The following is a 14570-nucleotide window of genomic DNA, read 5'->3' as shown; positions in this document are numbered from 1 at the left end:
CGCAGAATCACTCTCTGCGGACACCTTTCGACCGGTCGAACCCTGTGACGCGCGCACGTATGGTGCGCGCACGGGCCGCGCGCAAGCGAATTCCGATGAGGGGGCTCGAACGTTCGAGGCGCTGACGCGCACGTACGTTAGCCGCGTGCAACCGAGACTGCGCACCTCTTCGCCCAGAACGAAGCCCCGGCCCTCATGGAGGTCACCGGGGCTTCGCTCAACGAGTTCAGTCCTTGCGACGGATACTGACGACCTTCGACGCCGAGTAAGCCAGAACGGTCTCGCCGTCTTCAGCAGCGAACCAGAAGAAGTCGCTTGCAAGGGTGTAGTTCCGTGCCTCGACTTCCAGCTCCGTTGTGTGGTCTTCGTTGATGATGAACTTCGCCATACCCTGTTCCTTCCTCTGCCCGAACCTTGCGCACGGGACAACGACAGCATCCCAGACCCCAGCGACACCGGCACCAGTAGCCTCACGCGACCGCGTCCAGGTGAAACCATGGCCGGATCAGCGCGAAGCGCAACGTTCGACGAGAAACGCGCCTGGCGCGGGCCGCTTGCAGCCGAGTGCGCGAAGTGGTTCGCCCGCATGGTCGAGTATGGGTTGGTCGACAGCCAGGACTGTTCGTCAGTTCTGACGGAAAGCACCGGTGATCGACCATCCACCGATCACGCTCTGACGCTGGACATGCCGGGATCGGTTACCTCGACGCCCTGCGTACGAGGAGTCAGACCGTGCCGCCGCAGTGCAGGGCCAACGACGGCACGGAGCTTGTAGGGCTCGGGAGTGACCGATTCCAGGGCGGCCGAGCTGCGAGATCTCACAAATGTCCGTGCGCAACAAAGGCGTGACCAGGTCCGAAGGTGGCTCGACGAGAATGACGAGTACCGTCTGGATGACGTGACTTACGCGATCTCCGTGATGCAGTTGTCGGCGGCCGATGATCGAGACACAATGACAGGCCTCTGGACCTTGACCGCCCTCGGCGCTGCTCTGTGGGCTATCGTCGCCTCCTTCGGAGCCGAAACGTTGATCGGTCATGTTGCCGGGGTCGTCGTGGTGTTCGCCCTGCTGGGGGCGCTCTGGGCGAGCGGACGAGTCAACCGACGTCAGGACGTCCTTCTGCGCTTGCTTGAACTGGTGGCGCGGGCGCCGCGGCGCACCGTCCGTCCGTGGAGGTTCTCCCGGCAAGGGCAGGTCTACCTCGCGCCAGAAAGGTAAGACGCACGTCATGAGCAGCCTTCGCGGGGAACCTTTGATCCCGCGTTGACCCCTGCCGGGATGGTCCATCCACCGCCCAGGTGGACGATGTAAAATCGTGGTGAACGCGGTAGACAGTCCCCTCGGACAGTCGGGCCGCGTTCTTCATTCATGCGCAGATTCTCGCCATCCGTTGGAAATGCTGAGGCTATCGGCCGTTGATCTCGTCAAGCACGGTCTCAATCAGCTCGGCTGACATTCCTTCGTGACGCTCGACCCAAATGCGCCCGAGCTCATCGTCGGGTGTTGTTGCGATGTCGATGTCGGGCTCAAGGTTGTCGTACATCGTTCTCATGTCCCGATCCAGGGATGAGAGCCCGGCATGGAGCATCGGCCAGCGGACAGCAGAAGTCCGCGCCGCACGAGGCCTAGGGGCGTGAACGGGATGATCGCGCTGCGGGACGCCCAGGTGTGGCATCTGCGGCGCGCAGCGTGACCGCGATGCTTACCTGCCTGGCCTCGAGCTTCGCCCCTCCCGGGCGGCGAGTTCCACGTGTGCGCGAGTATAGGCGGCGTCTCAGGATCTGTCTGTAGGCCGAAGATCCTACAGAGTTAGTCCAGTCGAATTGTTAGCTTCGTTGCGAGGCCCTGAACAGGGGCCAGATCGGAGATAGCGTCATGAACAACAAGAGAATGTGGCGGCGAGTCACAGCGGCAGCCGCCAGCGTCATGCTTGCAGCCGTTGCCGCCAGCGCACTGCCCTCCGCAGCACTCGCAGACACCACGGCTGCAGACGAAGACGCCTACGGCACCTCAGAGGCAGCGATGGTCGCTGTCTGGACCGAGTACGACGTGCCGGCCGCAACGCAGGATCAACTCCTCGCCAAGCTGGACCAGGGCACGCCTCTGGACTCCATGCTCGGGCTGGCTCCTGTTTCGCAGGAGGAGCATTCGGAAGGCGCCAAGCAGGTCACCGTGTCGCGGTTCTCCGACGGCTCGGTCGCGGTCAGCTCGATCGCCCCTGACTCGTCCAGCCTCGCACGCAGCGTCGACGGGTGCACGACGGTGGCCACCACCTACGCAACGAACTGCAAGGTGTACGGCTGGCTTGGCCCGGTCGAGATGTCGTTCCGGTCTTCCTACACCAAGAACGACCGGCACGCGAGCGTGTACAACTGGGGGCAGACGACGTGGGGATGCGGGCCGGGGACCTGCTCTGAGCCCGTCTTCGAGCTCGTCCGTCAGTACCAGTCGGGCGAAAGCGCCGCTCAGATCAACCTGAAGACGAACTACAACTTCGCGACTGGCAACACGAGCGTCACGCTCAGCCTGTTCGTCAAGGACCGCACGGCCTGGTCGAACTAAGCTGACGATCATGATCGGCCTTTCCGCTTTCCATGTCCTCCTGATCATCGCCTTCGCCGTCGTAGTCATCGCACTGGACGTCCTGGCTCTGATCAGAATCGTGCGGTTGCGTGAAGGGGTCACAGGGCGGGTCATCCTATGGGTCCTACTCATCCTGCTGCTCCCAGTAGTCGGCGCAATCGCAGTGCTCATAGCTGCACCCAAGGCCCCTAGCAGAGACTCTGCCTAAACAGGGAAGAGAAAGACCCCCACCGCCGGAAAGGCGGGTGGGGGTCTTTCTACGTTCCAAGGCTACCTGTCACGCACAGGCAGCCGCTGCCACCCGCCGTGCACTTTGGCTTGGAGCTCGGGCACGTCGTCGGCCTCGACCCCGCGGACGTCGTCACGGCGCTGGTAGGTGCCGGTGGTCTTGATCAGCGCGGAACCTTTGATCGTCTCGGTCGTCGCGGTGATGAACTCGAGCCCGGTGGGGCGGAGCGCTCCTACTTGCTGCTGCGTATCTTCGCGAGACGGGCCGGTGACGTCGGCGTCTGGGAGCCTCGTGGGCGGATCATCCCGACGAGTACGTCGATATCCCTACAGAGCGGTGGCGAGGTAAGCCAGTTCGCTGGTGTCGCGTCGCAGATCCGTTGACCCGCAGATGCTTTCCCTCGCCCGTGTGGAGCTTTCCGACCTTCAGGTCAGCGATCGGAATGGATTCGGCACCGCTGATAGGTCCTGAGGACATGAAGTCATCGGTGATCGCGATCGAGTCGGGGTATCGGTTCGCGATGTTGATTGCCCGTTCGATGAACATGCGCGACGTTTGATCAGGGAGGGAGTGGAAACGACTCTTCGCTCCCACCATGGTCATCACAATGGCCGCAACACGCGCACATGAATCCACTCGAACGATCCCGCATCACAGCCCCGCCGTTCGGACAGCGAGGCTGATAGAAATCCAACTTAAGGACCAAACTTGCCCGATACCCCCTTCACCTATCCGACGAAGGGCGCTGACCTCGACCTCGACCTGCAGTTCATCAACTACCGCTGACGCGCAGACGACACCGGCCGGATGTCGAGGGGTGAGCCCCGGCATCCGGCCGTTCTCGTGCGCGCGAAGAGCGCGCGGGATTCAGCCGCTCGTGCCGCTGCCGCCGTCCTCGGTCGACCCGGTGCCGCCGCCGTCCGTCGACCCGGTGCCGCCGTTGTCCGTCGAACCGCCGCGCGGCCCGTTCTGCTGACCCCCCTGTCCGCCGGAGCCGCCTCCTCCAGGACCGCCTCGGCCGTCCTCCGACCCGCCAGGGCGTTCGCCGGGGCCGGACACTCCGCCGGGCCCGAAGCCGCCCTGGGAGTGGGAGTGGGCGACGCCGGAGATCGCCCAGCCCGCCCCGAACCCGATGCCGAGCAGAAGGATGCCGGAGAGCACGGCGACGAGGATGAGGAGCCCGTTGCGTCGAGCCGCGGGTGGAGCGGCCACCGCGACCGGCGCGCCCGCCGGGGCCGCTGCGGCCGGGGCGTAGGACGCCGCCGGTGGCGGCGCGGAGGCCGTCGGCGTCAGGGGCACGGTCTCCTGCTCGGGCGATGTGGCCGCGGAATCGGAGCCGAGGTGTGCGGACGCCTCGGCATCCGCACCTGATGAACCGGTGCTGTTGTCTGAGTTCTTGGACATGACGCCACTGTCGCCGCCCGCCCCCAAGACAGGACCAAGAATCGGCCCCGTCCGGCGGATTCATAGCCCGGTGATCAGAAAGCCTCAGCCCTTCCGCGCATCCGTGGCGGTCGCTGCGGGGAGCGAGAGCAGGAAGGTGGTGCCAGACGCCGAGGTCTCCTCGACCGCGACCGTGCCGCCGAACCGGTGGGCGAGGTCACGGACCAGGGCGAGCCCGAGTCCGAAACCGCGGCGTCCGCTGCTGTCCCCCGCGCCCTCCGCTCGCGCGAACCGGTCGAAGACGTGCTCGGGGTCGATGCCGCGGATCCCCGGGCCGTGGTCGACGACCCTGATGTCGACGCGCCGCCCCACGACGACCGCCGATACCTCGACGGTCGAGCCCCTCGGCGCGAAGCGCAGGGCGTTGTCGAGCAGTGCCGTCAGCGCTCGCTGCAGGGCGACGGCGTCCGCCGCGACCACGAGCCCGTCCGCGACCTCGACCGCCACGGAGACGTCGGCCTCCGCGGCACGCGGGGCGAGGACGGAGGCCGCCTCGCGCGCGGCGGCCCCGACGGAAGCGGCGGCGTGCGCATCGGCCCCGGTCGTGCCGGCGGACTCCGCGGTGACCAGCAGATCGGTCAGCACGGCATCCATCACCGCCGCATCGCGACGCAGATCCGCGAGGGCGCCGCCGACGTCGCCCCCGCGTGCGGCGCGGTGCTCGGCGAGCTGGATCCGACTGGTGAGGGTGGTGAGCGGAGTGCGCAGCTCGTGGCTGGCGTCGGCCACGAAAGAGCGCTGCACCTCGAGAGCTGCGGCCAGCGGCTGGGCCGCCTGGCGCGCGAGATACCAGGACGTCGCGCCGAGGGCGATGATGCCGAGCAGACCCACGGCGACGGCGATCGGAATCGCCGTGCCGAGCTCGATCACGCGCCCCGGCGGTCGTCCCCCACCGGGACCGGGGCCCTCCGGCGGGTGCTCCGGGCGCGACGACGCCGACAGCGCGGCGATCGTCACGACGCTGAGCAGCGTGACGACCACGGCGGATGCCGCCGCCACCCACACTCCGGCTCGGAGCGCCGCACGCTGCACCCTGCGGCGGTCGGCACGGATCGCGGCATCCGTCCGCCCGCTCATCGGGGAGTCCCCGTCCGGTAGCCGCGAGCGCGCACCGTGTCGATGATCTCGGGGGTCGACTTGCGGCGGACGTAGTGGACGTATGCGTCGACCGTCGCCGCCGCACCACCGGGGAACACGCTGTCGAGGATCTCCTCCCTGGAGAACACGTGCTCGGGGCTCGAGGTGAGCAGCTCGAGGAGCTCGGTCTCTGCCGAAGTGAGCGGGATCCTCTCGCCCGCGGGCGAGTACAGTGCCTGGGCGACCGGGGTGAAGAGCCAGTCGCCGATCTCCCTGCGGTCGCCGACGCCCCTGCCGCGGATCAGCGCACGCAGTCGCGCGCGCAGCTCGGCGAAGTCGAACGGCTTCACGAGGTAGTCGTCGGCTCCGGCATCGAGGCCGGAGACGCGATCTTCGACCGCTCCGAGCGCGGTGAGCATGAGCACAGGGGTCGCCAGCCGCGCGGTCCGGATGGCGCGGATCAGCTCGATGCCGCTCATGCCGGGGAGCCGTCGATCGACGACGATCACGTCGTAACGACGGGCGAGAACCATCCGGAGCCCGGCCTCGCCGTCTGCCGCATGATCGACGACGAAGTCGTCGGAGAGCACCTCGACGGCGATCTCGGCGATGTCGGGCTCGTCTTCGACGTAGAGCAGCCGCGCCCGCCCCACGGGCTGACCGTCACGTGAGTTCGACACGCTCCCAGTATGCTCCGCTGCGCCTATGGAGGGATCCCAGCGATCGCATACTGATATACGGGTTTAGTTGCTCAAGACTGGAAGCTGTCGCATCCGGAAGCGACGAACGATGTTCGCGTGCACGACGCGCTGCCGATCTCGGATTCGCGTTCTCGGGATCGCGGATCCTGCCCTGTGGGGACCGGGCACCCGACAGCTCCGTGCATGCCCATCGCCTGTGGTCGGCGGGCGTCCCTAACGCCCGCCGACCACAGAAATGATTTTTACGAAATATCAGGGGAAAACCCGCGCGCAGACGTAATCCGAGCGCCTGCGCGTGGAGTGTTGGCATCCGGCCGCAGTTCGTGATGTAGTTGCCCTCCGGGCACATCATGGGGGCGTCCGGGATCTGGACATGCAACTGGGGGCAATCCATGAACGGAAAGCGTTCGAACAGCACCATCGGCGAGAGCAAGCAGCTGCTCGCTGAAGAGGTGTTCCAATACATCGCAACGCAGATCGTCAACGGCGATCTGGCACCGGGGCACCGCATCCGCGACGTGGAGGTCGCCGACGAGCTCCATGTGTCGCGCACACCGGTGCGTGAAGCACTGCAGCGCCTCGAGCGCCTAGGCCTGGTGACGATGTACCCGAGCAGGTACACGGAGGTCACCGCGGTCACACCCGAGATCGTGGCGCAGACCCTCGAGTTCGCCGGGTACCAGGCGGGCGTCGCGGCGCGCATGGGCGTCGCGCGCATGACCGAGGTGGAGCGCGAGCACGTGGCCGGCCTCATCGAGAAGATGTACGAGGCGCAGGAGCCGCGCAGCATCTCCGAGTCGCGGTGGGCGGTGTTCTCCTACCTCAGCGATCGCAGTGCCAACGCTCAGCACCGCGCGCTGATCCAGGACACGGGCATGGCACTGTTCCGCAACCTCCGGGACTGGCAGATCCCCCAGGAGGACGAGGAGCGGATGCAGCAGGTCTACCGCGACTTCCGCGACGCCGTGCTGAGCGCCGACGGCGACAGAGCCGAGCAGCTCACCCGCGCGATGCACTACGTCTGAGCCGCTGCCCACCCGCTGACCCAGCGGCCGAGACGCCGGTACGCGTCCTCGCGCGCCTCATGACGCGAGAGGAAGACGTCGTGCAGGGCGCCGTCGATGCGCTCGACGGTGACCGACGGGCCGAGCTTCAGCGCCGCGCGGGCGATGTCGTCGACGACGAGCACCGTATCGGCCCGCGTGAGGTCGTCCGACCACCTGGTCGGAGTCGCGGACCGCGCCGAGAGCAGCACGCAGACCGGCTCCGCGATCGTCAGGCCGGCGGCCACGGTCGTGTGCCCCCGGAGGATCGCGTGGAACCACCCCGCGTGCACCGCCATGGTCTGCACGGGGCGCCAGTCGAGGTTCACCTCGACCGGGTCGTCGGGATCGGCGACCTCCTGCTGCGCACGGGTGTAGAAGCCGAGGTCGACCTGGGGAGCCACCTCGCGGGGAGCCCACCGCGCCTGCAGCTCCGCCACGGGGGCGATCAGCGGGCGCACGGAGGCCACCTGGAACTCCAGCCAGGGACTGTTCAGGATGACGGCATCCGCACTCCCCTGGTGACGTGAGGCCCACAGGCTCAGCGTCAGCCCACCCGTCGAGTGCCCGAACAGCACCAGGCGACGTGCGGATGCCGCGCCATCCGCCCCGCGACCCATCGCGTCGAGAGCGGCGGCGATGTCCTCGTCGTAGGTCGCGAGATCGGTGATGTATCCGGGCGTCTGTCCGGGTCGCAGACTGCGGCCGTACTTGCGCAGGTCGAGCGCGTAGAACCGCGCACCCCGCGCCGTCCAGAACCGCGCGAGGCGCTTCTGGAAGAAGTAGTCCGACCACCCGTGCACGTAGAGCACGTCGACGTCCTCCAGCGGACGGCGGCGTCCGAGCATCCGCTCCCACCACCCCGCCTCGATCGGCAGCGCTCTCACCAGGGTCGCGACGACCGGCCCCTCGTCGTCGTCGCCGAGTTCGAGCGTCAGCTGCGCGAACTCCTCTCCGAGGACGTCGGGAATCCAGTCAGCCATGCCGCCAGGCTAGCCGACCGCGATCCGTCTACTGCGGAGCGAGGTGACCGACGGTGAGGTTGCGTACGATCCTGGTCGCGATCGGTAGAGGGTCCCTCGCGCCTGACTCTCCTTCGTAGGTGGTGAACCTGATCCAGTCATCGCCGACACGCACGTCCAAGAAGCTCTCTCCCAGCTCGCCTGAACTGGCTTTCGCCTCGTCCGCCCCCTCTACGACGACCGGAACCCCGTCCTGTCGCTCGAACGCCCATCGACCCGCCGGGAGCGTGGTTATCTGCAGATAGTTGCTCACCTCGTACCCCGCGCCCGGTGAGGTGTAAAGACAGTGGCTCGCTCTGTCCACGACGTTGTAGACCTCTGCGGGCACACCCCAGCCTCCGAAGTGGGCGAATTGCTTCACCTCGGTTCCCAGAAGAGCCGACAGCTCCTCGATGGTGACGAAGCGCTCGCAACGGGCTCCCTCGATGTCGCTGTTCGCGATCTCGACGTCGCGCGTGTCTTCGGCAGCGCTCCTGACGAGGCCGCGCAGAGCCGCATCGAGCCCGGCGCTCGTCGAGTCATCGAGGTCCGGATCCACGAAGAGGGCGGAGAGATGGACGTCGCCCTCCGTGATCTCGAACCCGCAGTATCCGTCGGCAGAGCAACTGCCGCCCTCGCTCATCGGCACTCCGATGCGGGCGTCCACGCCGGCGATCACTGCCTCGGCACCGGGAAACAGAAGGATCTCCCAGAAATCGTCGGATCCGCCTGCAGAGCACGCAATCCCTCCCGCCCTTTGGAACATGTACTGCGCCGGTCCGGCGATCCAGCCCATGGTCGACACCGTCGACATGACCGGCAGCACAGGCGTGGAGGGCTCGCCGATCACCGCAGCTACCGCGTCAGCCACATCGGCGCACGTCACATCGAAGGCCGGCGCAGGCTCCACCACCGGCTCGAGTGCAGGCGTGGCGGAGGGTGTGGGTGGTTGCGACGCCGTCCGTGTCACTACGGGCTCAGGAGTCGGTGCGCAGCCGACGAGTGCGAAGAGCACGGCCGTGCCGAATACCAAGTATCGAGGGTGACGCATGACTTCATGCTAGATGTGGCTCCCCCGTCGACCCGCCGCACCCCTGCAACGAACCGATGACGATCACTCGCCCCGGGAGACCCGCACCATCTCGTCGCGCGGCACGACCTTGACGCGGGCGCGCTCCTGCGGGGCGCCCAGGGCGATCTCGTGCTCGTCGAGGCGGTGCCAGCCCTCGAGGTCCGTCCACTTCACGCCGCGCTCGGAGAGCAGCGCCGTGATCGCTTCCTCAGACGGATCCTCCGGCTGCCACCATGAGCCCTGGTCGTTGATGATGTGGCGCACGGTCTCCATGGCGTCGGACTTCGTGTGGCCGATGAGGCCGACGGGTCCGCGCTTGATCCAGCCGGTGGCGTAGATGCCCGGCACGCGCTGGTTGGAGTCCTTCGCGAGCACCTGGCCCTCGCGGTTCGGGATCACGCCGTGCTTCTTGTCGAACGGCACGCCGGGCAGCGGCGAGCCGAAGTAGCCGATCGCACGGTACAGCGCCTGCATCGGGACCTCGCGGAGCTCTCCGGTGCCGACCGCGCCGCCCTGACCGTCGGGCTCGGTGCGCTCGTAGACGAGAGCGGCGACGCGGCCGTTCTCGTCGGTGCGGACCTCGACGGGGCGGGCCCAGAAGTGCAGGTGCAGGCGGCGGGATGCCGTGCCGCCGGCGTTGTTGACCGAGTCGCGCTTGCGCCACGACTGCAGCACGCGATCGATGACCATGACCTGCTTGTTGCTGGCGATCGCGTCCTTCGACGCCTCGTCGTAGTCGAAGTCCTCGTCGTAGACGACCATGTCGACGTCGCGCAGCTCCCCGAGCTCGCGGAGCTCCAGCGGCGTGAACTTCACCTGAGCGGGACCGCGGCGACCGAACACGTGCACGTCGGTGATCTCGCTGGCCTTGAGGCCCTCGTAGACGTTCTCCGGAACCTCGGTGACGAGCAGGTCCTCCGCGTGCTTGGCGAGCATGCGGGCGACGTCGAGCGCGACGTTGCCGTTGCCGAGGACGCCGACGGATGCCGCGTCCAGCGGCCACTCGCGCGGCACGTCGGGGTGTCCGTCGAACCAGCTCACGTAGTCCGCCGCGCCGTAGGACGCCACCGCGTCGCTGCCGGGGATGTCGAGCGAGGTGTCGCGGATCGCACCCGTGGCGAAGATCACGGCGTTGTAGTGCTTCTTGAGATCCTCGAGGGTGATGTCCTCGCCGAATCGGACGTTGCCGAACAGTCGGATGTCGCCGCGGTCGAGCACATCGCGCAGCGCCGTGATGATGCCCTTGATGCGGGGATGGTCCGGGGCGACGCCGTAGCGGACCAGGCCGTACGGTGCGGGGAGCTGCTCGAACAGGTCGATCGACACGTCGAACTTGCGCTCCGCCTTCAGCAGGATGTCGGCGGCGTAGATGCCCGCGGGGCCGGCACCGACGATGGCGAGTCTGAGCTTGGTCATGGGGGTCCTTTCGTCACGCCCGGCGATCCGGGTGCGGCCGCGCGGAGCGGCGAGGGTCAGCTGGAGCGTTCGGCCAGCGACTCGGCGAAGCGCGTGAGCGCGTCGCGGACCGTGCCCTTCGGCAGCGGCGCGAGCGCGTCGATGGCGTCCTGCGTCCAGGAGAGTGCGAGCTCGAGGGTCTTCTGCGTCGACGCGTGGTCGCGCAGCTCGGCCAGAGCTCCGTCGAGGATCGAGGGGTCTGCGCCGTCGGCGATGAGGGCGACCCCCTCGTCGATCCGGGCGGCGAGGTCGGCGGATGCCGCGTCGGGCTCGGCCTTCAGCAGCAGGTACGGCATGGTGGGGACGCCCGCGCGGAGGTCGGTCCCCGGCACCTTGCCGGTGTCTTCGGGCTTGGCCGAGAGATCGATCACATCGTCGAGGAGCTGGAACGCCACGCCGATCTTCTCGCCGTACACGCGCATCGGCTCCTCGTACTCCGCGGAGGCGTTCGAGAAGATGACGCCGGCCTGCGTGGCGGCGGCGATGAGGGATCCGGTCTTGTCGGCGAGCACCTGGATGTAGAACTCGATGGGGTCGTCGCCGGGCTGGGCGCCGATCGTCTCGTGCATCTGGCCGAGCACGAGCCTCTCGAAGGTGTCGGCCTGCAGACGGATCGCACGGTCGCCGTGGCGGGCCATGAGCTGGCTGGCGCGGGAGAACAGGATGTCGCCGGTGAGGATGGCGATGTTGTTGCCCCACACGGTCTGCGCCGCGGGCACTCCACGGCGCCGGTCGGCGCCGTCCATGACGTCGTCGTGATACAGCGAGCCGAGGTGGGTGATCTCCAGCGCCTTGGCGATGTCGATCACGGCCTCCGTGCTACCGTCGCCGAGCTGGGCGGCGAGGAGGGTGAGCACGGGGCGGATGCGCTTGCCCCCAGCCTCGTACAGGTAGCGGCTGGTCGCGTCGGCGAGCGGGTCGGCGACGCGCACGTCCTCGGCCAGCCCGGTCTCGACGAGCTCGAGTCCGTCTTCGATGGCGCGCGCGACACGGCGAGCGGCGGGTCCGATGAAGACGCGGTCGCTGAAGCCGAGACGGCTCGCCAGTCGCGAACCCGGGGCGATGGGGCTCGAAGTCACGAACCCAGCCTACCTGCGCGGCGCGACCCCTCGATCATTCGGGCTTGCGGGCACGGTGCAGGGCCACGATGCCGAAGGACAGATTGCGGTACGCGACATCCGTCCAGCCCGCCTCGCGGATCCAGGCGGAGAGCCTGCGCTGGTCTGGCCACTCGCGGATGGACTCGTTCAGGTAGTCGTAGGCGTCGCCGTTGGTGCCGGCGACGCGCGCCACACGCGGGAGCACCTGCGCGTTGTAGAAGCGGTACGCGCCCCGGAACAGCTTCCGCGGCGGGGTGGAGAACTCGTTGATCACGAGCCGCCCCCCGGGCTTCGTCACACGGAACAGCTCGCGCAGCGCCTTCTTCGGGTCGTTCACGTTGCGCAGCGAATACGACATCGTGACGGCGTCGAACTCGGCATCCGCGAAGGGGAGGTCGGTGGCGTCCGCCTCGACGAACGACAGGTTGCGCATGCCGCCGTGCCGACGCTTGCCCTCGGCCAGCATGCCGGGAGAGAAGTCGGCGGCGACGACCTCGGCGCCGCTGCGGGCGAGGGAGGCCGACGACGAGGCGGTGCCCGCGCCGAGGTCGAGGATGCGCTCCCCCGGCTTCGGGGCGACGGCTCGCGTCGTCGCGGCGCGCCAGAGTGCGTCGTTGCCGACCGTCATGGCCGTGTTCGTGCGGTCGTATCCCGCCGCGACCTGGTCGAACATGCCGCTGACGCGGGCGGGGTCCTTGCCGAGATCTGCGCGGTTGGGCTCGTTCGGGGTCACGGGTTCAGTCTAGGCGCGCCCGGCTGAGCGCCCGCCCTGCTCGCCGGGTCCGAGGTCGAGCGCGGCGAGGCGGTCGAGCCAGGCATCCGCCGTGGCGTCGTCGAAGGGCGGATGCTGCGCCCGCACCCCCTCCTCGAGATCGAGCGCGAGCGCCTCGAGGTGGGCCATGACCTCGGGCGGATAGCCGTACTCGGCGCTGTGCTCGGCCCACTCGTCACGATCGTCGACCCAGGTGCCGCGCTCCCCCGTCACCCGCACGACATCGAGGTCCATGTCGATCCCGGTCACGAGAAGCGGGTCGTCGGACCAGTGCACGTCCCAGCCCAGATCGATGTAGATCCGCATGCCCTTGGGGTGGTCTCGGTTCACCGTGAGCGCGAAGTCCTCTCGACCGGCGGGGACGAGAGTGACATTGAGCCCGTCCGCCGTGAACTCGCGACCCGGACGAGCACTCCGCCAGCCGACCGGCTGTCCGATCCAGTCGCCCCATCGGTCGGAGCCGAGGTACAAGCACTCGTGCCGCCAGTGCGGGGAGCCGTCCCACTTGCGCCACTGCATGATCATCTCGGTGCCGGGTGCGGGGCGTGCATCGCTCATGCCCTCAGCGTATGCGCCCCCACCCCCACGCCCGCCGCTGCGGAGCTCTCGTGCCCGTGGAGTTGGGCGAAGACTCCTGGAGGACGAAGCGGACAGAAGCGGAGACGGGGCTCGGGCGGGGAGACCGCCCGGACCGACGAACTAGGCTGGAGGGGTGAGCACGAGGCTGGTCGTGGAGACCCGCGAGATCGACCCGGTCGAAGACCCCCTGGCGTACGCCGACCCCGCCGACCCGCTCGCGTGGCTGCGCCGCGGCGACGGGATCGTCGCCGTCGGATCCGGTGTCGTGGAGAGCATCCGCATCCCTGCCGGCCGCGGCCCGCTGCGGTCGGCGATCGCCGCTCGGCTCTGGCGTGATCTGGTGCAGGATGCCGAGATCGACGATCCCCTCGGCCTCCCCGGCACCGGACTGGTCGCCTTCGGCGCCCTCTCCTTCGATGAGGACTCCGCCGTCGACAGCATCCTCGTCGTGCCCTCCGCCGTCATCGGCCGGCACCGCGGCCGCACCTGGCTGACCCGCATCCGCAGCTCGTCCGACCCGGTGTCGTGCGCGGACCCCGAGCCCCGGGAGTACGGGCCGCACTGGGCGGGAACGGTCGGACCGGGCGCGCAGAGCCCCCAGGGATACCAGGACTCCGTGCGGCAGGCGCTCGGCCGCATCGCCGACGGCGAGCTGAGCAAGGTCGTGCTGGCGCGCGACCTCACCGGCAGCATCCCCGCCGGATCCGACCTGCGCCGCCTCGTGCGCGCGCTGTCGAGCGGATACCCCGACACCTGGGCGTTCGCCGTCGACGGGCTGATCGGCGCGAGCCCGGAGACCCTCGTGACCGTGCGGAGCCGCACGGTCACCGCACGGGTTCTGGCCGGCACCATCGGGCGAGGCGCCGATGCGGATGCCGACACCGCTGCCGCCGCATCGCTGGCGTCCAGCACCAAGGACCTCGACGAGCACGAGTACGCCGTGCAGAGCGTGCTCGCGTCTCTCCGACCGCACACCAGGGCGCTGGCGGCGAGCGAACAGCCGTTCCTGCTGAAGCTCCCCAATCTGTTCCACCTCGCGACCGACGTCGAGGGGGAGCTGGCCGACGGCGAATCCTCGCTCGACCTCATCGGCGCGCTGCATCCGACCGCCGCCGTCGCCGGCACGCCGACCCCCGACGCCATCGCCGCGATCCGCGAGCTCGAGCCCTTCGACCGCGGCCGCTACGCCGGGCCGGTCGGCTGGGTGGATGCCGCGGGCAACGGCGAGTGGGCGATCGCGCTGCGCTGCGCCCAGTTCGAGACCGGCCCCGACGCCATCGCCGTCACAGCGTACGCGGGTGCGGGCATCGTCGCCGGTTCCGACCCCGAGTCCGAGCTGCTGGAGACCAGGGTGAAGTTCCGCCCTCTGGTCGACGCCCTCGCCTGAGCGCGTTCACAACTCCTCACAGAATGCGAGGAAACCGCCCGACCGGACCGGATCCGGCCCTCTGAGGCGGATTCTTGAGGAGTTGTGCACCGCGTGCGCGCGCCAGAACTCCGGAGAACGCTCCGGC

At 68.5% G+C, this 14570-nt stretch carries 17 protein-coding genes; 6 read left to right on the top strand and 11 right to left on the bottom strand.

Translation table 11 applies throughout. The annotated features are described in order from the left end of the window. Positions 1-226: 226 nt before the first annotated feature. A complete protein-coding gene (locus LC438_RS04450) occupies positions 227-388 on the bottom strand; it encodes a hypothetical protein (protein ID WP_181155860.1) in 162 nt (53 codons plus the stop codon). 108 nt (positions 389-496) lie between these two features. Between LC438_RS04450 and LC438_RS18915 the strand changes: the two genes are divergently transcribed. Further along, positions 497-775, top strand: coding sequence for an antA/AntB antirepressor family protein (locus LC438_RS18915; protein WP_146114279.1), 279 nt, complete (start codon positions 497-499; stop codon positions 773-775). Between the two features lie 9 nt (positions 776-784). After that, positions 785-1219 (top strand): hypothetical protein, encoded by a 435-nt coding sequence (locus LC438_RS04440; protein ID WP_105673740.1) that lies wholly within the window; start codon positions 785-787, stop codon positions 1217-1219. 187 nt (positions 1220-1406) lie between these two features. Here the strand turns inward: LC438_RS04440 and LC438_RS04435 are convergent, their stop codons facing one another. After that, positions 1407-1544, bottom strand: a complete 138-nt coding sequence (locus LC438_RS04435; protein ID WP_181155861.1) for a hypothetical protein — start codon at positions 1542-1544, stop codon at positions 1407-1409. A 383-nt stretch (positions 1545-1927) separates the two neighbouring features. Between LC438_RS04435 and LC438_RS04430 the strand changes: the two genes are divergently transcribed. Further along, positions 1928-2563: a hypothetical protein gene (locus tag LC438_RS04430; RefSeq protein WP_223585974.1), complete on the top strand. Its 636-nt coding sequence runs from the start codon at positions 1928-1930 to the stop codon at positions 2561-2563. Positions 2564-2573: 10 nt separating this feature from the next. Further along, positions 2574-2792 carry a PLDc N-terminal domain-containing protein gene (locus tag LC438_RS18910; RefSeq protein ID WP_105673744.1) on the top strand — a complete coding sequence of 73 codons (219 nt, stop codon included), beginning with the start codon at positions 2574-2576 and terminating at the stop codon, positions 2790-2792. A gap of 888 nt (positions 2793-3680) precedes the next feature. Here the strand turns inward: LC438_RS18910 and LC438_RS04420 are convergent. The 3 genes from LC438_RS04420 to LC438_RS04410 form a co-directional block, all read right to left on the bottom strand. Beyond that, positions 3681-4217: a hypothetical protein gene (locus LC438_RS04420; RefSeq protein ID WP_105673748.1), complete on the bottom strand. Its 537-nt coding sequence runs from the start codon at positions 4215-4217 to the stop codon at positions 3681-3683. 84 nt (positions 4218-4301) lie between these two features. Next, on the bottom strand, positions 4302-5333 hold the full coding sequence (locus LC438_RS04415; protein WP_105673750.1) for a sensor histidine kinase KdpD: 1032 nt from the start codon (positions 5331-5333) through the stop codon (positions 4302-4304). After that, a complete protein-coding gene (locus LC438_RS04410; protein ID WP_181155862.1) occupies positions 5330-6013 on the bottom strand; it encodes a response regulator transcription factor in 684 nt (227 codons plus the stop codon). The genes LC438_RS04415 and LC438_RS04410 overlap by 4 nt, the downstream gene beginning before the upstream one ends. A gap of 413 nt (positions 6014-6426) precedes the next feature. Between LC438_RS04410 and LC438_RS04405 the strand changes: the two genes are divergently transcribed. After that, positions 6427-7059, top strand: a complete 633-nt coding sequence (locus tag LC438_RS04405) for a GntR family transcriptional regulator (RefSeq protein WP_105673752.1) — start codon at positions 6427-6429, stop codon at positions 7057-7059. Here LC438_RS04405 and LC438_RS04400 read toward each other — a convergent pair. From LC438_RS04400 to LC438_RS04375, 6 genes are all read right to left on the bottom strand, one after another. Continuing rightward, positions 7050-8060, bottom strand: a complete 1011-nt coding sequence (locus LC438_RS04400; RefSeq protein WP_223585973.1) for an alpha/beta hydrolase — start codon at positions 8058-8060, stop codon at positions 7050-7052. The two genes, LC438_RS04405 and LC438_RS04400, sit on opposite strands and share 10 nt — an antisense overlap. A 28-nt stretch (positions 8061-8088) precedes the next feature. Further along, positions 8089-9111 (bottom strand): hypothetical protein, encoded by a 1023-nt coding sequence (locus LC438_RS04395; protein WP_146114281.1) that lies wholly within the window; start codon positions 9109-9111, stop codon positions 8089-8091. A gap of 81 nt (positions 9112-9192) precedes the next feature. Further along, positions 9193-10566, bottom strand: a complete 1374-nt coding sequence (locus tag LC438_RS04390; RefSeq protein ID WP_105673758.1) for an FAD-dependent oxidoreductase — start codon at positions 10564-10566, stop codon at positions 9193-9195. A gap of 56 nt (positions 10567-10622) precedes the next feature. Beyond that, positions 10623-11684, bottom strand: a complete 1062-nt coding sequence (locus tag LC438_RS04385) for a polyprenyl synthetase family protein (protein WP_223585972.1) — start codon at positions 11682-11684, stop codon at positions 10623-10625. Between the two features lie 34 nt (positions 11685-11718). Further along, on the bottom strand, positions 11719-12378 hold the full coding sequence (locus LC438_RS04380) for a ubiquinone/menaquinone biosynthesis methyltransferase (protein ID WP_223587448.1): 660 nt from the start codon (positions 12376-12378) through the stop codon (positions 11719-11721). A 69-nt stretch (positions 12379-12447) separates the two neighbouring features. Then, a complete protein-coding gene (locus tag LC438_RS04375) occupies positions 12448-13035 on the bottom strand; it encodes a hypothetical protein (protein ID WP_223585971.1) in 588 nt (195 codons plus the stop codon). A 154-nt stretch (positions 13036-13189) separates the two neighbouring features. On the opposite strand from LC438_RS04375, the gene LC438_RS04370 reads away from it, so the two are divergent. Continuing rightward, positions 13190-14443, top strand: a complete 1254-nt coding sequence (locus tag LC438_RS04370) for an isochorismate synthase MenF (protein ID WP_223585970.1) — start codon at positions 13190-13192, stop codon at positions 14441-14443. The last annotated feature ends 127 nt before the right edge of the window (positions 14444-14570 follow it).

Source organism: Microbacterium sp. OVT16B, assembly GCF_019969705.1.
Classification (GTDB): domain Bacteria; phylum Actinomycetota; class Actinomycetes; order Actinomycetales; family Microbacteriaceae; genus Microbacterium; species Microbacterium natoriense.
Note: the sequence above shows the minus strand (reverse complement) of the source record. Positions and strands in the feature narration are given on the sequence as shown.